20 protein-coding genes are annotated in these 22,569 nt (G+C 68.3%); 14 read left to right on the plus strand and 6 right to left on the minus strand.

The window, feature by feature from the left end; all coding sequences use genetic code 11:
• Nucleotides 1-90: 90 nt before the first annotated feature.
• The 7 genes from AXA74_RS08615 to AXA74_RS08645 are packed head-to-tail and all read left to right on the plus strand — an operon-like array spanning nt 91 to nt 6,800.
• Nucleotides 91-735, plus strand: a complete 645-nt coding sequence (locus AXA74_RS08615) for a pilus assembly protein (protein WP_232019805.1) — start codon at nt 91-93, stop codon at nt 733-735.
• Nucleotides 732-1,367 (plus strand): hypothetical protein, encoded by a 636-nt coding sequence (locus AXA74_RS24650; protein WP_230588849.1) that lies wholly within the window; start codon nt 732-734, stop codon nt 1,365-1,367. Before AXA74_RS08615 ends, AXA74_RS24650 begins: the two co-directional genes overlap by 4 nt.
• A complete protein-coding gene (gene cpaB / locus AXA74_RS08625) occupies nt 1,360-2,178 on the plus strand; it encodes a Flp pilus assembly protein CpaB (protein ID WP_230588848.1) in 819 nt (272 codons plus the stop codon). The genes AXA74_RS24650 and cpaB overlap by 8 nt, the downstream gene beginning before the upstream one ends.
• Complete coding sequence (locus tag AXA74_RS08630) at nt 2,175-3,542, plus strand: type II and III secretion system protein family protein (protein WP_080700969.1); 1,368 nt, start codon at nt 2,175-2,177, stop codon at nt 3,540-3,542. Before cpaB ends, AXA74_RS08630 begins: the two co-directional genes overlap by 4 nt.
• Entirely contained in the window at nt 3,542-5,074 is a 1,533-nt protein-coding gene (locus AXA74_RS08635) for an ATPase, T2SS/T4P/T4SS family (protein WP_032957775.1), read from the plus strand. The genes AXA74_RS08630 and AXA74_RS08635 overlap by 1 nt, the downstream gene beginning before the upstream one ends.
• The gene (locus AXA74_RS08640) at nt 5,071-5,925 is read left to right on the plus strand and encodes a type II secretion system F family protein (protein ID WP_029580380.1); all 855 of its coding nucleotides are present in this window, start codon (nt 5,071-5,073) and stop codon (nt 5,923-5,925) included. Before AXA74_RS08635 ends, AXA74_RS08640 begins: the two co-directional genes overlap by 4 nt.
• 2 nt (nt 5,926-5,927) lie before the next feature.
• Nucleotides 5,928-6,800 (plus strand): type II secretion system F family protein, encoded by an 873-nt coding sequence (locus AXA74_RS08645; RefSeq protein ID WP_223850520.1) that lies wholly within the window; start codon nt 5,928-5,930, stop codon nt 6,798-6,800.
• Nucleotides 6,801-7,030: 230 nt separating this feature from the next.
• On the opposite strand, the gene AXA74_RS24660 is transcribed toward AXA74_RS08645, so the two are convergent.
• Entirely contained in the window at nt 7,031-7,834 is an 804-nt protein-coding gene (locus tag AXA74_RS24660) for a BPSS1780 family membrane protein (RefSeq protein WP_029580382.1), read from the minus strand.
• A 65-nt stretch (nt 7,835-7,899) separates the two neighbouring features.
• A complete protein-coding gene (locus AXA74_RS08655) occupies nt 7,900-8,868 on the minus strand; it encodes a homoserine kinase (protein WP_029580383.1) in 969 nt (322 codons plus the stop codon).
• A gap of 157 nt (nt 8,869-9,025) precedes the next feature.
• Here AXA74_RS08655 and dusA point away from each other — a divergent pair, with 157 nt between their 5' ends.
• Nucleotides 9,026-10,033 (plus strand): tRNA dihydrouridine(20/20a) synthase DusA, encoded by a 1,008-nt coding sequence (dusA, locus tag AXA74_RS08660; RefSeq protein WP_029580384.1) that lies wholly within the window; start codon nt 9,026-9,028, stop codon nt 10,031-10,033.
• Between the two features lie 62 nt (nt 10,034-10,095).
• On the opposite strand, the gene AXA74_RS08665 is transcribed toward dusA, so the two are convergent.
• Both AXA74_RS08665 and AXA74_RS08670 read right to left on the minus strand, forming a co-directional pair.
• Nucleotides 10,096-10,554, minus strand: a complete 459-nt coding sequence (locus tag AXA74_RS08665) for a CBS domain-containing protein (protein ID WP_029580385.1) — start codon at nt 10,552-10,554, stop codon at nt 10,096-10,098.
• A gap of 76 nt (nt 10,555-10,630) precedes the next feature.
• Nucleotides 10,631-11,977, minus strand: a complete 1,347-nt coding sequence (locus AXA74_RS08670; RefSeq protein ID WP_032979368.1) for a YihY family inner membrane protein — start codon at nt 11,975-11,977, stop codon at nt 10,631-10,633.
• Nucleotides 11,978-11,994: 17 nt separating this feature from the next.
• Here AXA74_RS08670 and AXA74_RS08675 point away from each other — a divergent pair, with 17 nt between their 5' ends.
• From AXA74_RS08675 to AXA74_RS08685, 3 genes are all read left to right on the plus strand, one after another.
• The gene (locus AXA74_RS08675; RefSeq protein ID WP_029580387.1) at nt 11,995-12,366 is read left to right on the plus strand and encodes a DUF2069 domain-containing protein; all 372 of its coding nucleotides are present in this window, start codon (nt 11,995-11,997) and stop codon (nt 12,364-12,366) included.
• Complete coding sequence (locus AXA74_RS08680) at nt 12,366-13,835, plus strand: protein adenylyltransferase SelO (protein ID WP_032957771.1); 1,470 nt, start codon at nt 12,366-12,368, stop codon at nt 13,833-13,835. Before AXA74_RS08675 ends, AXA74_RS08680 begins: the two co-directional genes overlap by 1 nt.
• 150 nt (nt 13,836-13,985) lie before the next feature.
• A complete protein-coding gene (locus tag AXA74_RS08685) occupies nt 13,986-14,717 on the plus strand; it encodes a response regulator transcription factor (protein ID WP_029580389.1) in 732 nt (243 codons plus the stop codon).
• 9 nt (nt 14,718-14,726) lie between these two features.
• Here the strand turns inward: AXA74_RS08685 and AXA74_RS08690 are convergent, their stop codons facing one another.
• Nucleotides 14,727-17,441: an EAL domain-containing protein gene (locus tag AXA74_RS08690; RefSeq protein ID WP_032962352.1), complete on the minus strand. Its 2,715-nt coding sequence runs from the start codon at nt 17,439-17,441 to the stop codon at nt 14,727-14,729.
• Between the two features lie 250 nt (nt 17,442-17,691).
• Between AXA74_RS08690 and AXA74_RS08695 the strand changes: the two genes are divergently transcribed.
• From AXA74_RS08695 to AXA74_RS08705, 3 genes are read left to right on the plus strand one after another with little or no spacing between them, the layout of a single operon-like run.
• Entirely contained in the window at nt 17,692-19,056 is a 1,365-nt protein-coding gene (locus AXA74_RS08695; protein ID WP_029580391.1) for a putative bifunctional diguanylate cyclase/phosphodiesterase, read from the plus strand.
• 39 nt (nt 19,057-19,095) lie between these two features.
• Nucleotides 19,096-20,154 carry a chorismate synthase gene (gene aroC, locus AXA74_RS08700; RefSeq protein WP_029580392.1) on the plus strand — a complete coding sequence of 353 codons (1,059 nt, stop codon included), beginning with the start codon at nt 19,096-19,098 and terminating at the stop codon, nt 20,152-20,154.
• A gap of 25 nt (nt 20,155-20,179) precedes the next feature.
• Nucleotides 20,180-20,998 (plus strand): M48 family metallopeptidase, encoded by an 819-nt coding sequence (locus AXA74_RS08705; RefSeq protein WP_029580393.1) that lies wholly within the window; start codon nt 20,180-20,182, stop codon nt 20,996-20,998.
• Nucleotides 20,999-21,024: 26 nt separating this feature from the next.
• On the opposite strand, the gene AXA74_RS08710 is transcribed toward AXA74_RS08705, so the two are convergent.
• A complete protein-coding gene (locus AXA74_RS08710) occupies nt 21,025-22,515 on the minus strand; it encodes an EAL domain-containing protein (protein ID WP_051593978.1) in 1,491 nt (496 codons plus the stop codon).
• Nucleotides 22,516-22,569 lie beyond the last annotated feature (54 nt).

Genomic DNA, 22,569 nt, shown 5'->3' on the forward strand with positions numbered 1-22,569 from the left:
CGTCCTTGTCTTCCCAGTCAGCCGCGTTCCGGCAAGCTGCGTCTATTGCAGACCCCGGACAAGCGCAAGGTACTGCCAGTGGATGCCGACATGCCCAAGCCCGGTCCCACATGCCGCGATACGCCATGGCCCGCGCGCGCGGAGCGCCCCTGGCAACGGCTTCATCGCCAACGCGGCCAAGCCCTGCCCGAGATGCTCGTCATCACCGGGGCCCTGGCGCTGCTGTGGCTGGGCGTCCAGCAACTGTCCGAATCGCGGATGGCGGTGCTGGAAACCGCGCAGGCCAGCCGGCGCTGGGCTTTCGCCCTGGCACGGGCCGAGACGCCGCCGACCGCGGATCGGGGGCTCAGCCTGTCGGTGCTCAAGCCCGCGCAGGCCCGCGACAGCGCGGTGTCGCCCTCGGGCCAGGCCCTGGTCTCCGAGTGGCTGGACCTGCCGGCGCACTGGGCGGCCGTCCGTGCCCACGCGGGGCGGGGCATGCCGGCGCGACAGACCGTTCTGGCCGCCGGCGCCGGTCACGCCAGCGATGCGCGGACGGCGCAGCAGCGCCTGGGCCGCTCCACGCATGGGTGGGGCCACGCCGCCGACGATTCACGGCGTCAGGCCCGGGCGCTGGATCTGGCCTTGCGGGGGCTGGATCGGCCCTGGGGGCAAAGGCGCGTCCACACCGATTGGTTGATGCCCTGGGCCGATGTCGTGCCCGACGGGCGGCGACTTCCAAGAGGGCGCCGATGAGGGCATGCGCACTGGCGTTCGCCCTGCAGGGCCTGGCCGCGTTCGCGGCCCATGCAGCAGCGCAGCCCGCCCCGGAGCCTCTCTCCGTGCATGGGCTGCCGCCCGAGCCGGCCTTGTCGGCGATCTTGCCGTCGGGCAGCCGGCTCGAGTGGCGGCATTTCGATGCCGCGCAGGACATGGCTGCCGTGCTTGCGCAGGCCTGGGGCCCCGAGTCCCAGTCGCCCGCGCTGGCGGTCTGGCCCGGGCATACGCTCATGGTCCTAGAAAACGACGCCTGCCATGTACTCCTCAGCCTGCGGCCGCGCCCGGGTGGCGGCACGACAGGCAGCCAGTCACGCCTGTGTGCGCCGCGGCCCGCCGCCTCCGCCGGCGTGGAGCCGCTGGGCCAGCTGGCGGAGCTGCTGCATGCCCACGCCGAAGACCGCGTGACAGTCTCGGTCTGGTCATTGCCCTTGGCTGATAGGGCCGCGAGCCGGTGGCTGGACAGCGAGCTGCAATCGCGCGGATGGCGTCCGGCGCTTTCCGATGGGGCCTGGGTTCGCGGAGACGCAAGGCTGGACACCTTTTGGGCCCGGCTTGACGCTGGCGCCGCGGCCGCCAGCGGCTTGGTATTGGTGCACCACCATGACTGAAGCGCGCGCTCGTCTCAAGCAGCCCTTGGGCGTGGCCGCGCGGCTATGGGCGCGGCTGTGGTCCGGCCATGGCGTGTGGGTGCTGGCCATCGCTTGCGGGGCCGGGGCCGCCTGGGCGGTGCAGTTGCATATCCAGGGCAAAGAGCGGGATATGCAACGCCGCAGCCAAGTCCCCACTTTGTCCCGGCTGGTGGCCTGGACGGATCTGCCGGCCGGCCACGTCCTGGATGCCGACGACGTGGCGCAACGCGATATTCCCGAAGATTGGGCGCCCGCCCAGTCCTTGGCGCCCGAACAGCTCGGCGAGCTGTTGGGCGCCAGGCTCAAGGCCGCCGTGCCGGCCGGGCAGCCCATCTTGCGCGCCGACCTCGATCTTTCGCCGCCAGGCACGGCGGCGCGCCTGGGCGCGGGCAAGCGCGCCCTGACCCTGTCCCTGCGCGAGCTGGCGGAGATGCCGCCGGACATGCACGAAGGCGATCATCTCGACATCTATGTTTCGCTGATGCACAACGACAAGCGGCTTACCTTGCCCTTGCTGCAGAACGGCCGCGTGCTTGCCGCCCCAGGCCCGGATGCCGCGCAAGTCGTGCTCGAGGCAAGCGCCTCTGACGCCCTCAGGGTGATCGCGGCACGGCAGGCCGGCGCGCTCACCCTGGCGCTGCGTGCCCCCGAAGACGCGACGTCCGAGGCCCTGCCTGCCGGGGAGCTGGGCGATATCCTGGGATTGCAGGCGCCGGTCGATCGCACCGTGCCCGTGCTCTATGGCGACGGGCAGCAAGAACTGCCGCCATCCGTGCTGGAGGCGCCATGAGCCTGTGTCGCAGGTGGCGGCTGGGCCGCCGAAACGCTCGGGCCAGGCGCGCCGCATGCTGGGTTGTCTCGCTGTTGTTGGCGGCCGTTCTCCATGCGCTGCCGGCCACGGGGTACGCGGCCGAGGACATCCTGCTCGAGGTGGGCCAGACCCATGTGCTGCCAGCCCCTGGCTTGAGCCGTATCGCCGTGGGCAGCGGGCAGGTGGTGCAGGCGCAGGCTGTCGACGGTAAAGAGGTCATTCTGTTTGCACGCAAGGAGGGGGTGTCCTCGGTCCACGTATGGACCGGCAGGCAGGGCGCCAAGGCCTACACCTTGCGGGTCATGCCGGCCGGCTTTGGCCGTATGCGCGCCGAGGTGGAACAGTTGCTGGCCAGCATGCCGCAGCTGCGTTTCAGCGTGGTGGGCCACCAGATCGTCATCGAGGGCAGCGGCCTGACGGACGACCACAAGCAGCGCATCGCCGCGCTGGCCGCCCGCTATCCCGAAGTGCTCGATCTCACCGGAGACGTCGGCTGGGAGCAGATGGTCCTGCTGGATGTTCAGGTGGTCGAGATCCCCCGCACGCGCTTGTGGGAGCTCGGCCTGAACTGGGAGACGGGCGCCGACACCGCCGGCGGTGTCACGCACGCCGGGCCGTGGGGCGCGGTGCAATGGCTGGGCGTGCACGCCTCGCTGGGCGCCCGCCTGCAGGCGCTGGCGCAGCGCGGCGAGGCGGTGTTCCTGGCGCGCCCGCGCCTGTTGGCGCGCAGCGGCTCATCGGCTTCCTTTCTGGCCGGCGGCGAGGTGCCTTATCCCGGCGCTGATAGCGATGGCAAGGGCACGACAGTCTTCAAGCCCTATGGGGTGGGGCTCACCATCACGCCTCGGATCGATCCGCGCGGCACGATACGTTCGCGCATCGAGGTCGAAGCCAGTTCCATCGACCCCACGCTCACGGTCGCCGCGGGGCCGGCCATGCGGACCCGGCGCGCCGCGACCGAGTTCAACCTGCCTTCCGGGCAGACCCTGGTGCTTGGCGGCTTTCTCGGCCGTGAGCGGACGCAGCACACGCGCGGGCTGCCTTGGCTGAGCGAGCTGCCGGTCATCGGTGCCTTGTTTGGCGGGCGCCGCGAACAGACGCGCGATACCGAACTGGCCATCTTCGTGACGCCCACCATCGTCAAGCCGGATGATCCCGCCCTGGCGGGCGAGGCGCTGCGCGGCAGGCAGTTACTGCATCGCGCGTTTCCCGAGCCGCCGGACATGCTGTCGGAGATTTCCGGACCGGTTCAGGGCGGGCGCAAGCCGGCTTGGTCGAGATCCCAGTGGTCGTCCGCGGGGGCGGAGGCGAACCATGCACTGCCGGGAGGGCCCACGCCATGATGTTGGAGTTGCACTATGAAGACGGGCGCACCGAGCAGTTGGCCTTGTCCGATCCCATGCTGCTGGGACGGGCGGCGCACTGCGATCTGCGTATCTCCAACTGGCGCGTGGCGCGTGAGCATGCCCGCCTGCAGCGCGGCCCGGAGGGCTGGGTCATCGAAGACCTGGGTGGCCTGTCCGGCACCTTCGTCAACGGCGTGCGCGTGACGCTGCATGGCCCGCTGCAGCCATCCGATGTCATCGTCATCGGGCCTTGCCGGCTGCGCCTTCTCGCGCCGGTGCCGTCGAAGCCCGACAGCGCCGGTTCCGGCGGCGGCCGCATGGCGGTCGGACAGGCATGGCAGTCCTGCCGGGTGGCGCTGCACGAAGCCCTGATCCAGGCGCTGGACCTGCGGCGGCGGGATGTCGCCGCCATGCCCGACGCGATGCTGCGCCAAGAGGCTTCGGCATTGCTGGCGCGCCTGCTGCGCGACGAGGAGGTGGAGGTCCCCGAGGACGTGGACAGGGAGTCGTTGTGCAAGAGCGTACTGGACGAGGCGGTCGGACTGGGGGCGCTGGAGCCCTTGCTGCAGGATCCGGCCATCTCCGAAATCATGGTCAATGGTCCCGAGCGCATCTATGTCGAAAGGCAGGGGCGCCTGGAGCGCCATCCTTCTTCCTTCAGCAGCGAGCAGGCCTTGCGGCATGTGCTGGAGCGCATCGTCGCCCCCCTGGGCCGGCGGATCGACGAGGCCGCGCCCATGGTGGACGCGCGACTGGCCGATGGCGCGCGCGTGAATGCGGTCATCCCGCCCATCTCCACCCGGGGCACCTGCCTGACCATACGCAAGTTTCCGGCGCGCCACCTGAGCATGGCTGATTTGCTGCAAGGCCAGGCGCTGAGCGCCGAGATGGCCCGCTATCTGGAAGAAGCGGTCAGGCAGCGCCGCAATATCCTGGTTGCCGGCGGCACCGGCGCGGGCAAGACGACCCTGCTCAATGTGCTCTCCAGCGCCATTCCTGAGCACGAGCGCATCATCACGATCGAAGATGCGGCCGAGCTGCGGCTGTCGCACGAGCATCTGGTCGCCCTGGAGGCCAGGCCCGCCAACATGGAGGGCAGGGGGACGGTCGAGATCCGCGACCTGGTGCGCAATGCGCTGCGCATGCGCCCGGACCGCATCGTGGTCGGCGAATGCCGGGGCAAGGAAGCCTTTGACATGTTGACCGCCATGAACACCGGCCACGAGGGTTCGCTCACCACCCTGCATGCCAATTCCCCCAGGGATGCGCTGGGCAGGCTGGAGTCCATGGTGCTCATGGCGGGGCTGGACCTGCCCGTCTCGGCGCTGCGCGAATACGTGGCCTCCTGCATCGACCTTATCGTGCAGCAGGCGCGCGGCGCCGATGGCGTGCGGCGTATCACCGCCATCGCCGAAGTCTGCGGTATCGAAAGCGGCACCATCCAGTTGCAGGAGCACTTCCGCCACGAGCCGGCCAGCGGCTTCGTCGCCGCCGAATGGGCCTGCTGGCAATCGGGAGAGCGCCTGTGACAGCGGCCGCCTTTCTCGCCGTGCTGCTTGCCCTGCTGGCCGCGTCGCTGCTGGCCTGGCAGCTTCAGCGCAGCCTGAGGCCGGCCTGGCAGCGCTATCGCGACACCTATATGCAGGACGCCCATCATGGCCTGCAGGAGGTGTTTCTCTTTCTTGATCCCAGGCAGCTCTGGGGCATGGCGATGTCCTGCGCCTGCGTGGCGTTCGGCCTCGTCCTGGCGGCGGGCGCCCATCTCGCGCTGGCCACGGTGGCCGGATGCATCGCCTGGCGCCTGCCGGCCTGGTCGCTGGCACGCTTGCGCCGGCGGCGGCAGCAGCGCCTGCAGGCGCAATTGCCGGCTGGGCTGCTCAGTCTCGCGGCCGCCCTGAAAGCCGGCGCCAGCCTGCCCATGGCCCTGCGCCAGCTTGCCGACCTGGCGCAGGCGCCGCTGTCCCAGGAGCTCGGCCTGATGCTGCGCGAGCAGCGTATCGGCGTGTCGTTCGACGATGCGCTGCGTCGGCTGGAAACGCGGGCGGACCTGCCAGCGATACGCCTGATGGCGGCGGCTTTCCGGGTGGCAGGCACATCGGGAGGCAATCTCGCCCAGGCGTTGGAGGGTATTGCCCAGGCCTTGCGCGGCCAGCTGCTCGCCCAGGGCCGCCTGAAAGCCTTGACCGCGCAGGGGCGGATGCAGGCCTGGGTGCTGAGTGCCTTGCCATTGATGCTGGGCGTGGCGCTTTATTTCCTGCGGCCGCAACAGATGGCACGCCTGTGGCAGACCGATACTGGGTGGGCGCTGATGGCTGTCATCGCGGGCTTGCAGATGCTGGGCTGGCTGATGATACGCCGCATTCTGGCTGCGGCGTCATGAGCATGGCCAGCGTTCTGGCGGCGTGTGCCGCGATCTGCCTCGTCCTTGCCGCCAGGGGACTGATGCGTGGCGGCCCGGATCTGCCCGTCCCCATGCCGGAGCTCTCGGGGCTGCAGGCCTGGGCCTGGCCGCTGTCCTGGCGCCTGGCGCGCCGCCTGGAGCGTATGCTGGGCTGGCGGGCGCGCGACCGCCTGGGCCGGCTGGCCCTGCTGGCCGGATGGCCGGCCCAGCTGCCGGCAGCTTGGCTGCCTGCCCGCATGGTGCTATGCGCGGCCGCGGGCGGCCTGGCGGGCGCGGGGGCGGTGTGGTTGGCCTACCCGGGGGAGGGCGCCACGGCGCTAGCGGCCGGGGCGGGCCTTGGGGCGGCGGGTGCCGCCGGACTGCCGCTATGGGCATTGCGTCGGCGCATACACGAGAATCGCCGTCGCGTCGCGGCCGACCTGCCTTTTCTGCTGGACGTGATGACGCTATGCATCGAGGCCGGCCAGGGTATGGCCAAGGCCATGTATCTGGCCGCGCGCTATTGCCCCCCGGGGCTGTTGACCCGCGCCTTGCTCCAAGCCCTGAACGAAGTCCGTGCCGGTCGCACCCAGCGCGAGGCCTTGCAGGCCTTGGCGGCGAGCCTGGAGGTCGACGGCGTGCATGCCTGGGTGGCGGCCATGTCTCAGGCCGAGCGCCTGGGCGGGGGGACGGGCACGATGTTGCGTGCCTTGGCCGGGCAATTGCGCGAGGAGGCGTTTCAACGCGCCGAGGAGGCCGCCATGCGCGCGCCGGTCAAGATGCTCTTTCCCTTGGTCAGCTGCATGTTCCCGTGCACCTTCCTGATCCTGGCGTTTCCGCTGCTGGTGGATTTTCTGCCGCAGGGGCAGCCTTGAGGCGGGCCTTGCCGGCGGCCCGCCTGCGCCTGCGGGAGGCGGCCGTATGGCATCGCCGGCTGCTCGGCCTGTTGGGCAGGCGACGCGCGCCGGGGCCGCGCAGCGGCCTTTTGCTCAGGCCCTGTCATGCGGTCCATACCATGGGGATGGCCTATCCCATCGCGGTGTGGTTCATCGGCCGCGATGGGCGGGTCTTGCGGGCGCGGCGCCTGGATCCCTGGCGCTGGGCTTCATGCCGCGGCGCTGTCGCCGTGGTCGAGACCAGGGTGGAAATCCTCGATGCCGAAGACGGAGGTATAGGCCGGGTAGAAGCTGCTGTAGAGCACCGCGCCGGCCGCCACGTTGATGGGGATCTGCACGATGTTGGCGACCGAGGCCGGGATGCCGACGGCGACCAGCAGGCCGGCGCACAGGTCGATGAACAGGAACACCATGACCCAGACGGCGCCGTAGACCAGGAAGGCCCATTTATTGCGCCAGCAGGCCACGCCCGAGAAGAACAGCGCCTGCACCATGCGCAGTCCATGCCAGGCCACCAGCACGGGCGCATGCCAGAAGAGCGCGGCGATGACGACGTAGAGGATGGCAAACAAGAATAGCGGGATGCGCACGGCGGCCACGAAGGGCATGATGTCGTGCTCGACCTGGATGGCCCGCAGCCCCTCGGTCAGGTCACCCCAGAAGGGCAGGAAGGCAAGCAGGCCGCCGGCCAGGCTCAGGCCGGCATACAGCAGCCCCATGAGGAAGAGCTTGCGAAAAACCCCGGGGCGCAGCAGCGGTTTGGGCCACATGGAGGGCAGCATGACTCGCCCGGCCTCGATGTGCTTGCAGGCCGACAGCGTCATCAGGGTGAACACCGGCATCAGCGCGACGAACAATAGCGGCCCGACTGGTGGGGTCAGGGTGGCGAACAGCACGAAAAGGCTGAGCGCCATGGCCCAGAAGAACATGGGCAAGGGCTGTTTGGCAAAAATTTTCAGCCCATCTCTTACCCATTGCCAGCCAAAGGACGCGGGTAGGGTTGCTGCTTGCATAGGTCTCGTGGAAATTCGCAGGGGACGGATGGCTTGTTCAACACCCATTATGCGTGTCGTGGCGGTCAGGGCAAGGGCGGCAGCGCGCTGCGGTGGCGCGCTTGCAACACTCTTTCAAAGTGCCGGGGGTCGTGGGGCTTGAGCGTCTGGGCCGGGCGCGGCAGGAAATAGTCATACAGGCGTGACAGCCAAAAGCGCAGGGCCGCGGCACGCAGCATCAGCGGCCAGGCGCGGCGCTCGGCGTCCGTGAAGGGGCGCTCCTGGGCATAGGCGCCCAGCCAAGCCTGGACCAGCTCCGGGATGAACTCGCCGCTGTCGCGGTCGATGCACCAGTCATTGACGGAGACCGCCACGTCGAACAGCCAGGTGTCGCAGCCGGCAAAGTAGAAGTCGATGAACCCGCCCATGAGCGGGCTATCGAACGTGCCGGCAAACAGCACGTTGTCGCGGAAGAGGTCGCAATGCGAAGGTCCAAAGGGTAGTTCGGCGCGCTCCGGCAGGGCCGCGGCGGCCTGCTGGTCGGCCAGTTCCCGGGTCAGCAGGGCGGCCTGCTCGGGCGTCAGGAAAGGCATGACCTTGGGCGCGGTTTCCAGCCACCATGACAGGCCGCGCAGATTGGGCTGGCGGATGGGGAAATCGGCGGCGGCCTTGTGCACGCGGGCCAGGGTGGCGCCGGCCAGCGCGCAGTGCTTGGCGCCCGGCGCCGGCTCATAGCCGCCAGGCAGGCGGCTGACGATGGCGGTGGGCTTGCCGTGCAGCGTCGTCAGGCGGCTGCCGTCTCTCAGGGTCTGGGGCTGGGGCACGGGGATGCCGCGTTCGGCCAGGTGGTGCATCAGCTCGATGTAGAAGGGCAGCTGCTGCTGGGTCAACACTTCGAACAGCGTGAGGACATATTCGCCTCGCGTCGTATGCAGGAAAAAATTGGTGTTTTCAATCCCGGCGGTAATGCCCCGCAGGGAGACCAGCTCCCCGATGTCATAGGTCGCGAGCAGGGCACGGGCGTCTTGGTCGGATACGGGAGTGAAAACGGCCATTGATGAGCGTTGGATGGGAGTGGAAAAAAGGGGCGGGGCCTGCCGAATGGGCGAGGCGCTGCAATTTTAGACCAGTGCTTCCCCTGTTTCGGGCCAAGGCGGCCCCGGGGCCGTAAAATACCTGTTTCCCGTATTCCCAAGCCCGGAAGGTTTTTTCTTGACCCCGCCCGACTGGCGACTGTGTGTCGCGCCCATGATCGATGTGACGGATCGCCATTGCCGCTATTTCCACCGGCTGTTGGCGCCGCACGCACGCCTGTATACCGAGATGATCACGACCGGCGCCTTGCTGCACGGCAATGTGGCGCGGCATCTGGATTTCGACGAGGCCGAACACCCGGTGGCCCTGCAGCTGGGCGGCAGCGAGCCCGAGGCCCTGGCGGCCGCGGCCAGGCTGGGCCGGCAATGGGGCTATGACGAAATCAACCTGAACTGCGGTTGCCCGTCGGAGCGCGTGCAGCGCGGGGCGTTCGGCGCCTGCCTCATGGCCGAGCCGGACCTGGTGGCCGACTGCATGAAGGCCATGCAGGACGCGGTGGACATCCCTGTGACAGTCAAGCACCGCCTGGGTCTGGACTACGACGAGTCATACGCCTTTGTGCGGGATTTCGTGGGCAAGATCCACGACACGGGCTGCCGCGTCTTCATCGTGCATGCGCGCAATGCCGTGCTCAAGGGGCTTTCGCCCAAGGACAACCGCGAGATTCCGCCTTTGCGCTACGACGTGGCCGAACAGCTCAAGCGCGACTTCCCGGACTGCACCATCGTGCTCAATGGCGGCCTGTCCGATGCGGCACAGGCGCTTGAGGCGGCCGGCCGCTTTGACGGCGTGATGCTGGGCCGGGCGGCCTGGCATACACCTCGCGTGCTGTCCGAAGTGTCGCTGCGCCTGTGGCCGGCTACGCGCCTGCCGACCGATGCCCAGGTGGTCGATGCGATGACCGAGTACACCGCCCGCCAGATCGCGCGCGGCGTGCCGCTGCGAGTGATGCTGCGGCCCATGCTGGGCCTGGTGAACAACCAGAGCGGCGCGCGCGGCTGGCGCCGCCTGCTTTCCGATCCGGGCCGCCTGGCCGAGAACGATCCCGGCCTCATCTATGAGGCCTGGCGCAATCTGCGCTCGGCAGCTCGGACGCGGCCCGAGCTGGCCCAGCCGGCGATCTGACTCCGCCAGCCCATGGCAAAGGGCCACCCGAGGGTGGCCCTTGTTGTATTGGCGCGCCGTGCTCAGGAGTTGGGCGAGGCGCTGTCCATGGGCCAGTCGCGGATATAGGCCTTGAGCATGTTGTTTTCGAACTGCTGGGCCGCCACGATGGCCTGTGCCATGTCGTAGAAAGAAATCACGCCCATCAGGGTGGGGCCGTCCATGACCGGGATGTAGCGCGCGTGCTTATCGAGCATGAGGCGCTGGACCTCGTCGGCGCTGGTGTTGGGCGAGACGCTGACCGGGGCATCGTCCATGATGGCGCGGATGGTGGTTTCGCCGACCTGGCCGCCATTGAGATCCAGATGGCGCATGATTTCGCGGAACGTCAGCATGCCGGTGAGCATGCCGGATTCCATGATGACCAATGAGCCGATGTCTTGCTCGCTCATGGTGCGGATGGCGACGGACACGAGCGTGTCCGGCGTGGCGGTGTACAGCGTATCGCCCTTGACGCGCAGAATTTCGCTGACTTTCAACATGGTGTTCCTCCTTGGGGCGCGAAGCCAGCCCCGATTGCGTACTGGTTTTTTGTCTGCCTGTGGTCCGGATGGCGTATCACCTGGGCTTCTTGGCATTTTCCAGCGGCAGCACGGTGATGGGGCGCGTTTCGCGCTCGAAATCGTCGTCTGGCGTTGGCCCGATGTCTCTATTGTGCGACAGGCCGGCGAGTTCTTCCAGCGTGGGAGCCGTTTCCGGCCCGGCCAGCCGGGCGGCCAGCATGGTCAGGGACGGATCAAGCCGGACGCGCCGCTGCCGCCTGTCGAGCAGAAATTGATCGTAAAGCGGCGTGAGCGCCGTGGACTGGGGGTCGGCGGCCAGGATCCAACGGTCGTCGCCGGTCGGAGCGACCAGCCCTATCGCATGCAGGGACGCCAGGACCGCATTGAGCTCGTCGTGGTGCAGGTGCAGCTGGCGGCAGAGCGTTTGGGTGCTGCGTCCTGGCGGAAGCTGCCCGCGCGCGGCCAGCAGCAGGCGGAGCACGCCCACGGCATCGACGAACTGCGCGCCCGCCGCGCGGTTGATCTCCCAGCGGCCCAGGCGGATCATCGGAGCGCTGGCGGCGATGCTGGCGCCAAAGAGTACGGCCAGCCAGGAGAGATAGATCCAGAGCAGGAAGATGGGCAGGGTGGCGAAGGCGCCGTAGATGATGGTGTAGGCGGGAAACCGGGTCAGGTAGAGGGCGAAACCCGACTTCATGACTTCGAGCGCGATGGCGGTGCAGAACCCGCCGGTCAAGGCGTCGCGCCAATAGACGCGGCAATTGGGCACCACGACGAACAGGGCGGCAAAGCCCAGGCCGGTGAGCAGCAATGGGATGAAAGAGATCGCCAGGCTGATGATTTCCGGCACGTCCCGGACCAGCCCCAACGATTCCCGCGCCACGAAAGACGTTGCCCAGAGACTGGCGCCGGTGGCCACCGGGCCCAGGGTGATGACGGCCCAGTAGACCAGGGCACGCTGCGGCCAGGGCCGCTGGCGGCCGACGTGCCAGATATCGTTGAACGTCTTGTCTATCGTCATGATGAGCAAGAGCGAGGTCACGATCAAGAAGGCGCCGCCTATCGTTGTCAGGCGCGTGGCCTGCCGCGCGAACTGGTTGAGATAGTTCATGATGTTGTCGGAGACCGCCGGCGGCATGAGATTGTTTGCCAGGAAGTCTTCGAGCGCGACGCGGAAGTCCTGGAATACCGGAAAGGCGGTGAACAGCGACAGCACGACGGCCAGCATCGGCACGATGGCCAATACGGTGGTGAAGGTCAGGCTGGAGGCGACTTGAAGCAGGCGTTCTTCATCGGCGCGGTGCGCGGCGAAGCGAAGCGCATGCACCACGCGCCGTATCCAGGAGCGGCGGCGCGGCCTGGGCGGGGAGTCCCCTTCGGCGGTTTCGGCGGTCGGGTCCATCGGGTGATAATAGCAGCATGAGCCCCGAACTCGATCCGAACCTGCGCCGCCTGGCCACGGCCAGCCTGCTGGCCCTGATAGTCCTCTGCCTGGCCTGGGAAACGTTTCTGGCGCCGCTGCGTCCCGGCGGCTCCTGGCTGCTGCTCAAGGCCGTGCCGCTGGCCTTTCCGCTGCGAGGCATCATCCGGGGCAATGTGTATACCTATCAATGGGCCAGCATGCTGTCGCTGCTCTACCTGATGGAAGGGGTGGTGCGCGCGATGTCCGATCCGGCGCCGCTGTCGGCCGGACTGGGGGCCGTGGAGGCGGCGCTGGCGGCCGTATTTTTCCTGGCGGCGATTTTTTATGTCCGGCCGGCCAAGCGCGCCGCCCGGCAGGAGCGCGCCTGATGTTGCGCAAGCTTGACGAACTGACGCTGGACAACAGCTTCGCGGCCCTGCCCGAAGCCTTCTACACCCGGCTGCTGCCGCGCGCGCCGGGCAATCCGCGCCTGCTGCACGCCAATGCCGAGGCGGCAGCCCTGATTGGCTTGGCGCCCGCCGAGCTGTGGACGCCGGCCTTTCTGGCGGTGGCCTCGGGGCAGCAGCCCCTGCCGGGCGGCGATACGCTGGCGGCGGTCTACAGCGGCCACCAGTTCGGCGTGTGGGCCGGCCAGCTGGGCGACGGCCGAGCCCATCTGCTGGGCGAGGTGGTCGGCCCCGAGGGCAACTGGGAACTGCAGCTCAAAGGGGCAGGCCTGACGCCTTATTCGCGCATGGGTGATGGCCGCGCGGTGCTGCGGTCCTCCGTGCGCGAATACCTGGCCAGCGAAGCCATGCATGGCCTGGGTATTCCGACCACGCGCGCGCTGGCGCTGGTGGTGTCCGACGATCCCGTCATGCGCGAGACGCGCGAGACCGCCGCCATCGTCACCCGGATGTCGCCCAGCTTCGTGCGCTTCGGCTCGTTCGAGCACTGGTCCGCGCGCCGCGATCCCGAGCGTCTGCGCCAACTGGCCGATTACGTCATCGACAAGTTCTACCCGCAATGCCGCGAGGCGCCCGGCGAACACGGCGAGCTGCTGGCGCTGTTGCGCGAGGTCAGCCAGCGCACCGCGCGGCTGATGGCCGACTGGCAATCGGTGGGCTTCTGCCACGGGGTGATGAACACCGACAATATGTCCATCCTCGGCCTGACCCTGGACTATGGCCCCTATGGCTTCATGGACGGCTTCCAGTTGGGCCATGTCTGCAACCACTCCGACGCCGAGGGGCGTTACGCCTGGAACCGCCAGCCTTCGGTGGCCCTCTGGAACCTGTATCGGCTGGCCGGCAGCCTGCACACGCTGGTGCCTGACGCCGAGGCCTTACGCGCCGTCCTGGCCGAGTATGAGGCCGTGTTCACGCAGGCCTTCCATGAGCGCATGGCCGCCAAGCTCGGCCTGGCCGCCTGGCGGGCCGACGACGAGGCGCTGGTCGATGACCTGCTGCGGCTGATGCACGAAAGCCGCTCCGACTTCACGTTGACGTTCCGCGCCCTGGCACAAGCGGTGCGAGGCCAGGCCGGGCTGTTCCTGGATTACTTCATTGACCGCGAGGCGGCGCAGGCCTGGTGGGAGCGCCTGTCGGCGCGCCATGCGGACGACGGGCGCGCGGCGCAGGAGCGGGCGGACGGCATGGATGCGGTCAATCCCTTATATGTCTTGCGCAACCATCTGGCCGAGCAGGCCATCCGGGCGGCCGCCCAGGGCGACGCGAGCGAAATCGACCGCCTGCTGACCTTGCTCAGGCAGCCCTGTCGCGCCCAGGCCGGCGCCGAAGCCTACGCCGCCTTGCCTCCCGATTGGGCGTCCGACCTCTCGGTCAGCTGTTCTTCTTGAAGGCGCGGCGCGCCTATAACACGAAGACCGATACCAATCTCTTTGGGAAAATCCCTCGGTCCCAGGTAGAATTTGGCAACACTATGTCATTGGGTGATGCCGGACGGGCGGGGCGGCGTTGCGTCCAATTATCGGAGTTTGGGGGAAGACATGCTGTCAGTGGACGGTTTATTGCGTATTGGGCTTCTGGAAGACGACGAAGACTTTCGCGAGGAACTGACGCTCGGCCTGGAAGGCTACGGCTTCAAGGTGGCCTTCGGCTGTGGTGATTCGGTGTCTTTCCAGGAGGCGGTCCAGGCACAACCCTGCGATATCGTCATCATCGATGCCAACGTGCCGGGCGAAGACGGCTTTTCCGTGGCGACCCGGCTGCGCGCCCACAGCCACCTGGGGATTGTGATGCTGACCGGCCGCGGGGCCCTGGAAGACCGCGTGCGCGGCCTCGAAGGCGGCGCCGACGTCTATCTCACCAAGCCCGTCGATCTTCTCGAGCTCAGCTCCGTCATCCGCAGCCTGGCCCGCCGGATGCGGCTGGCGCGGCCCGCGGCGCAGGATGGCCAGGCGGCGCAGGAGCCCAGCGCGCGCGCGCCCGGCCAGCAATGGTCGCTGCTGGAGGGCGGCTGGGTCCTGGCGTGCCCGGACGGCGGTTCGCTGCACCTCAACGCCCAGGAGCGCGTCTTCCTCATGACGCTGATGCAAAGTGCCGGCGAGGCCGTGACCCGCCAGGTGCTGGCCGAGATCATCCAGCCCGACAACCCTGGCGAGTTCGAGCCGCGCCGGGTCGACGTCATGGTCAGCCGCCTGCGCGCCAAAGCGCAATCCGCCGGTTTCAAGCTGCCCGTGCTGTCCGTGCGCGGGCAGGGCTATGTGTTCGTAGCCTGAGGCGGCGGTTCAAACCGGCTCGCCTTGCGGCGAGAGCGCGGCCAGGCCGCTGGCCGGCAGGGTGATGACAAAGCGCGCGCCCTGGCCCGGCTGGGCCTGGGCCGTGAGGTTGCCCTCCTGGCTGATGCAGATCTGGCGCGCCAGATGCAGGCCCAGGCCGGACCCCGGCGTCTCGCGGTGCGCCGAACGCCTGAAATGCGGCTCGAAAATCGCCTCGATCTCGTCCTCGTCCAGGCCGGGGCCATTGTCCGACACGGCCAGCCAGGCCATGGCATGCTGCGCCCCCGTGGTCGCCAGCCCGGCATCGACCAGCACGGGCTGGTCGGCGGGCGAATACTTGATCGCATTCTGGATCAGGTTGCGCAACACCAGGGATGTCAGCAGCGGGTCGCATAGCGCCGGGACCGCCTCTTCGTTGCGCACGATCAGCGGATGGGCGCTGTCGGCCTGCATGCTCGCGCAGACGTCATGGGCCAGTTCGCCCAGGTCCACGGTTTCCAGCCGCGGCACCATGGCTTGGTCGTCTCGGCGTTCGGGGCTGAGCATCTGGTCGATCATGTCTATCATGCGGCCGACGGCGCGGCGGATCCGCGCCAGGCGGCTGTCCACTTCCTGGCCGCTGCCGGCCAGGATGGTTTCCAGCGATTGCGCGGCCGCGCTGATGGTGGCCGCCGGTGTGCGCAGCTCATGCGAGAGCAAGGACTGCAATTGGCGGTGCGATTGCAGCGCCCCGGCCATCTCGGTGAGGCGCCGGTCGCTGCGTTCCTGGCGTTTGCGCAAGGTGCTTGGCCCGGGTACCGGCGGCGGCTCGATGGACGGGGCAGCCTGCGTGGGGAACTCCTCCAGCGCGGCGGTCTCATAGGGCAGCGGCCGCAAGACAATGAAGCCGAGCGATGACAGCAAGGCCGCCTGGGCGTCTTCCCTGGCGTCGGCGGCGTAGGCCGGGATGTCCAGCGCATGCGCCGTGCGCACGATGGTCGAGGCCAGTTGGCGATTGCCCGGGCTGGCGGCCAGGCTGTGCACGAAACCGCCGCCCACTTTCACATAGGCCAGGGGCAATTGGTGCAGCTTCTCGATCGCCGAAAATTGTTCGGACAGGCGCTGTACGCCCACTCGCGCACCCACGGCGGCGGCGATCTCGCACAAGGCGCGCACGGTCTCGTAGTAATCGACCAGGCTGTGCGCGTCGATCTCCAGGATGAGTTGCCGGCCCTGGGCCGGGCGGTCTTCGAGCAGGGCTTGTACCCGGGCCAGGAAATGCGCCTGAGCCAGGGAGGCCTGGGCCAGCGGGACCACCAGTGTGCCCGTCTGCCGCGCGCGCGTATCCAGCGCCAGGCGGAGAGCCTGGATGTCGCAATCTGCGGCCAGTCCCAGGCGCGAGGCGGGAGGCATGAAGACCGAGGCTGGCAAGGCGTCCCTGCCCCGCAGCATCAGCCGGGCCTCCTCGTGCAGCGGCCGGCCTTGGCTGTCGCTGCGCGGCTGCACGTCAAGGTAGAAGCGATGCTCGTCCAGGGCCTGGCTGATGAGATCTTGCCAGCGGTATTCGCCCTCGATGCGCCGTTCTCCGGCGATATCGGCCATTTGCAACACGTCGTTGTTGGCGGTCTCGGCGCGCATGAGCGCATTGTCCAGGCGGGCCAGCACGGAACCGACTTCTTCGCCGGCTTCGTAGCGTCCCAGCGCAATGGCCCAGCGGCACCACTCTTGCTGGCGCAGCGGCAGGCGGCGCAGGCGCAGCTCGCGGCGCACCCGTTCGCTCAAGGCCAGCGCCGGCTGGGCGGCCAGGCCCGGCAGCAGGGCGGCGAAGTCCGAGCCGTTCAGGCGCGCCAGCATGGCTTGCGGGCCGGCCTGCTCCTGGATGGTCTGCTGAAGCTGGGCGGCGCTCAGGCGCAGCCATTGATCGGTCGCCTCATGATGCATGCGCCGGTTGATCTCCGCCATGTCGCGCTGGCGGAAGATGAGCACATGGCCGGCCGCCTGAGGATCCTCGCCTCGCAGAATGTCGCGGAAGCGATCAAAAAACGTCTTGCGGTTCGGCAGCCGGGTGACGGCGTCCCGCATGGTCTCGTTCTCGAGCATGGCGATGCGTTGTTGCAGCCGTGCCACGACCTGCTCGTGTTCCAGGCGGTTCTGCGCCAGGGCTTCGCGCACCGGCACAAGCTCGGTGAGCTCGGCGCTCTGGCCATCGTCATGGCCGCGCGCGGCTCGCGCCAGCGAGCCCAGCGGACCCTTGCGCATCCAGCTCATCAGATGCCGCACATAGAGACACCAGGCCAGGGTGGCCAGCACGAACAGCACGGTCTGGACAAGGGCGCCCGTGATATAGGCATCGGGCGCCGCGTCGTCGGGGATGGCGTAGGCCACGACATGGCCGTGGCTGGCGCCGTCGGCGCTCCGGTAGGGGCTGCGGGCCAGCACGGCCAGGTCGGGGGCGGGCTCGGCGTCGGCGGGCCACAAGGGGATGCTGCGGCCCAGGGAGGTCTCGTCGATGCGCAGGCGCGGCCCCTCGGCGCTGGGCGCCGGCAGCCGGCTGACCCAATCCCGGGCCGTGCCGTCAAAGCGGCCGATCGCCCAGGCCAGGCTGCTGGCCGCATCCCGCGCACGGCCGATCTGGTACGCCTCGGCATCGACCTTGGCCGCCCAGAGACCCGCGAGCTGGGTGCCGAACAGCAGCAAGCCCATCAGGAGGACGATACTGAACAAAAGATGCAATGAAAGACGCATAAGTGGCCGCCGGAGGGTCCCTGACCCGCCGTCCGGGGGGCGGACAGCAAGAATCAAAACATTACTGATTGTATTGGCAAATGTCGCTCCCACCATCGAAAGAATGTGGATTTAGGGACAAATACGCAGTCCTATTTGGGCCAATTCATGCATAATCCCGCTGATACCCGTTAGGGGTGCTAGGGGTCACCCTAGGGATGGGTCCGTGCCACAGAAACGGACGCTGTGCTCGCTGAAACGAGGGGGCTCCGTGGGCTTGGATGACCTGGTGAGACAGTGTCTGCTGCCGGGAGTGGTGCTGATCGCCATTTGCGTGGTTTTTTTCGTGATACGGGAGCGCAGGCTTCGCAGCCGCCTTTCGCGGGATTCTTCCACCCACGCCCTGACGCCCGACAGCCTGCGCATCCGCGCCCAAAGCTCCATGGGCCGTGTCGGCCAGGGGGCGGTTTTCCTGGTCAAGCTCATCCATCATCCCGCCCTGAGCGCCATGTTGGCCGTCGAGGACAACCGGGCCTTGCTCGCCATGGTGGCCGATCGGCTGCAGCAGCAATCCGACGACTTCCTGGTCGCGCGCTACGCCACCGATTCCTTCCTGATCTGGGCCCCCGCCGCGCATGCCTGGGAGATCCCGGAATTCGCGCCGCATATCCTTGAGCAGCTCTCCTGGCCCTATGAGCTGCGCGGCCAGCCCCTGATCGTCGATTTCCGCATTGCCGCGGCCGTGTATCCGGACCATGGCGACAGTTTCGACGAACTGGAGCGCGGGGTGCAGATCGCCTTCATGCAGATGGAGGAGGACGGCCCCCACTGGAATGTCTTCGAGCCGGCCATGCTGGAGCGCCAGCGCCATTACCAGGGCCTGGAACACGATCTGCGCGTGGCCCTGGCTTCGTCTTCGATGGACCAGTTCGAGATCCATTACCAGCCCGTTTTCGACACGCGCACCGGCAACATCGAGGGTTGCGAGGCGCTGCTGCGTTGGCACCATCCGGTGCACGGCAATGTCTCGCCGGCCATCGCCATCGAATTGGCCGAGCGCACGGGCCTGATCGTGGCGCTGGGCGCCTGGGTGCTGGACACGGCTTGCGCGCGCGCCGTCACCTGGCCGTCGCACTGGCGTTTGCATGTCAATCTCTCGGTGCGCCAGATGTATGCGGACGAGCTGCCCATGCAGGTGGCGCACACCTTGGCCAACACCCGCCTGGCGCCTCACCGGCTGGTGCTGGAAATCACCGAATCCGTTTTCATTCTCCAGTACGAGCGTCACGTCGCCACCCTGAACGGCCTGCGCGCCCGGGGCGTGCAAGTGGCCCTGGACGACTTCGGGGCGGGCTATTCCAGCCTGACCCATTTGCGCCGCCTGCCCATCGATTGGGTCAAGGTCGACCGCGGCTTCATCGCCGAGCTGGAGTCGGATGCCGTCAGCCAGGAGGTGGTGTCGGCGCTCATGGGCATGTGCCGGGCGCTGGGCCTCATGGTGGTGGCCGAGGGGATAGAGACCGAGGCCCAGCGCGATATCCTGAGCCGGCTGGGTTGCCGCTATATGCAGGGCTTCCTGCTTGGCCGCCCCGTCCCCGCCCACCAGATCCGGGTCCTGGCGTCTTCGGTGTCATAATCGAGCCTGCCCCAAAATCCCGCATTTCGCAGACCCGCTATGTCCGGCAATACTCTTGGCTCCCTGTTCCGTGTTACCAATTTCGGCGAATCCCATGGCCCGGCCATCGGTTGCGTCGTCGACGGCTGTCCGCCCGGGCTGCCGCTGGACGCCGCCGATATCCAGTTCGAACTGGACCGCCGCCGGCCCGGGACTTCGCGCCACGTGACGCAGCGCCAGGAGGCCGACCAGGTTGAAATCCTGTCCGGCGTCTACGAGGGCGTGACCACGGGCACGCCCATCGGTCTGCTGATCCGCAACACCGATGCGCGCAGCAAAGACTACTCCAACATCGCCGATACTTTCCGGCCCGGCCATGCCGACTACAGCTATTGGAAGAAATTCGGCCAGCGCGATCCGCGCGGCGGCGGCCGGTCCTCGGCGCGCTTGACCGCGCCGACGGTGGCCGCCGGAGCCATCGCCAAGAAATGGCTGGCGCGCGAGCATGGCACCCGGGTGCGCGGCTATATGAGCCAGCTCGGGCCCATCGAGATCCCCTTCGTGTCCTGGGACGATGTGCCCAACAATCCTTTCTATGCGCCCAACGCGGCCATCGTGCCCGAGCTTGAGGCCTATATGGACCAGTTGCGCCGCGATGGCGACTCCATCGGCGCGCGCATCGAAGTGGTGGCGGACAACCTGCCGGCAGGCTGGGGAGAACCCATCTATGACCGCCTGGACGCTGACATCGCGCACGCCATGATGGGCTTGAACGCCGTCAAGGGCGTTGCCCTGGGCGCGGGTTTCGCCAGCATCACGCAACGCGGCTCCGAGCATGGCGACGAGATCACGCCCGAGGGATTTCTCTCCAACCACGCCGGCGGCGTGCTGGGCGGTATCTCGACGGGCCAGCCGGTGACGGTATCGCTGGCCATCAAGCCGACCTCCAGCATCCGGGTCGAACGCCGGTCGGTCAACCGTGCGGGCGAGCCGGTCAATGTCCAGACGCTGGGCCGTCACGATCCTTGTGTCGGCATCCGGGCCACGCCCATCGCCGAGGCCCTGCTGGCCTTGGTGCTGATCGACCACGCCCTGCGCCACCGCGGCCAGTGCGGCTGATTCTTTTTCTTTGCGAGGGTGCCCCATGCCGACATCCCTGTTGAGATCCTGCGCGCTGCTGGCGGTGGCGCTGCTTGCCGGCTGTGCCGGCATGAACACCACGCAATCCGGCGCGGTGGGCGTCAACCGCACACAATACATGTCCAGCCTGGTGCCGGAGGCCCAGCTCGAACAAGAGGCTGACAAGCAATACAGCGACATCATTGCCCAGGCCAGGACCAAGGGCTTGCTGGACAAGGATGCCGCGCAGCTGAGCCGCGTCAAGGCGATCTCGCAGCGGCTCATCGCCCAGACCGCGGTGTTCCGTCCGGACGCCGCCAAGTGGGCCTGGGAAGTGCATGTGCTGACCTCCGATGAGGTCAACGCCTGGTGCATGCCGGGCGGCAAGATCGCCGTCTATACCGGCCTGCTGAACCAGATCAAGCCCACCGACGCTGAATTGGCCGCCGTGCTGGGCCATGAAATCGCCCATGCGCTGCGCGAGCATGCGCGAGAGCGCGTTTCGCAGCAGATGGCTACCAGCGTCGGCCTGTCCATCCTCTCGATCGCCACCGGCTCGCAGCAGGCGGCCGACCTGGGCGGGCGCTTGAGCGAAGTGATGTTCACCCTGCCCAACAGCCGCACCCATGAAAGCGAAGCCGACCTGATGGGCGTGGAACTGGCTGCGCGCGCGGGCTATGACCCGAGGGCGGCGGTCACGCTGTGGCAGAAGATGGGCGCGGCCCAGCAGGGCAGCGCGCCGCCGGAGTTTCTCTCCACCCACCCTTCGGCCAGCACCCGCATCGCCGACCTGCAGCAGGCTTCGCAGCGCGTCCTGCCGCTTTATGAACAGGCCCGGCGCTAGGTATCTCGCGGCTTCGCCGCGGCGGGCTAACTGCCCAGCGCCGGCATGAGGCCGGAATCCCGCATGACGCGCAGGCCCAGCCGGGCCAGCAGGCTGCGCGTCTGCTCATCCGGCACATCCTGGGCATAGACCTCGATGTCCAGGGCACGGGCGGTGCGCTGCACCGAGGCGGTGAGCCGCTGGCTGGCCGGGTTCCGCGACATGCCGTCGATAAAGCATCCGCCCAGCTTGACGTAGGTCAGCGGCAGGGTGTGCAGACGGGCCACGGCGTCAAACTGCTGGGCGAGGCGGCGCAGGCCGATGCGCGCACCGTAGGCGGCCGCGGTGCGCGCCAGTGCCATGACCTCCTCCTGGCAGGCCACCAGGCCGTGGGCATCGACCTCCAACAGCAGGCGCGGCGCCAGATGAGGATGGCCGGCCAGCGACGCGGCCAGCTCACTGAGGAAGCGTTCGTCGCGCAGCGAGGCCAGGGCCAGGCGTATCGTGAGTTCGCCCGGGTGGTCGGCGAGCCAGCGCAGGCCCAGGCCGATGGCCTGCCGGTCGCAGGCCGAGACCAGGCCCAGGCGTATGGCCGGCGGGATGAACAGCGTAGCAGGGATGTGGGCCGCGTCATGCTGCAGCATGAGCATGGCCTCGGTGCGCACGGGGTCGCCAGCCGCCGTGGTCAGGACTTCCGTCTGCAGGCTGAAGCCCTGGGTCCGCAGCGCCGCGAGAATCGCCTTCTGCCAGCCCTGCTCGCCGTCCGGCGCGGTGGCGCTGTCGGCAATGCCCTGGCCGGCAGGGGCCGCCGCCTGCGCAAGGGCCTCGGTCCCCTCCGGAGGCGCCCAGCGATAGAGGCGGCCGTCATTGACCGGGATGCCGGCCTTGCCGAGGTCGGCATGCAGCTGCCTGGCGATCAGCATGGCCTGGGCTGTCGTGGTGGACGGCATCAGGACGGCGAAATCCGCGCCGCCCAGGCGGGCCAGCAAGGTGGATTGCAGATGGGGCTGCCGCAGCGAAGCGGCGACACATTCGCCGGCGGCCTGCAGCCACTGGTTGACGGTGGCCCGGGACGGCTGGCGGGCGGCCTGATCACGCTGCCGGAAAACCAGAATGTGGCCCGGGCCTTCTTCGGCCGCGCCGGCGCGCGTGACATGAGAGGGTTCGTGTTGCGTGCCCAGCAGACGCGCCAGCCGCTGGCTGCCGCTGTCCGCTGCGCCGCCGCGCGCCGGCGCATCGCCCAGCATCGCCCGCAGCGGATCCGAGCCGGCCTTGCCAGGCTGCTGGATGCAGGCTTCGGTGGGGTCGGCAAGCGCCGGCGCACCGACCTCGCCGCTCATCGTGACCAGGCGGCTTGCGCCGATCACGACAGGAATCCCCGCGGCGCGCAGCGCGATCGTGCTGGCCGCATCGGTCATGACGTCTACCCCCGCGGGAATCTTGCTGCCCGCGCGCAGCTCGGCCAGCGAGCCATCGCCGCCGCGCATCCAGGCGCGGCCGATCAGGGAGGTGACAACAGCAGGATAGGGGGTGGCCATTTGATCTTCCTGTTGGCGGGCCGGCTCTCCGCGAGGGGTGGGCCAAGGCGCGAG

Origin of the sequence: Bordetella hinzii LMG 13501, assembly GCF_001548475.1 — a bacterium.
Taxonomy (GTDB): Bacteria; Pseudomonadota; Gammaproteobacteria; order Burkholderiales; family Burkholderiaceae_B; genus Bordetella; species Bordetella hinzii.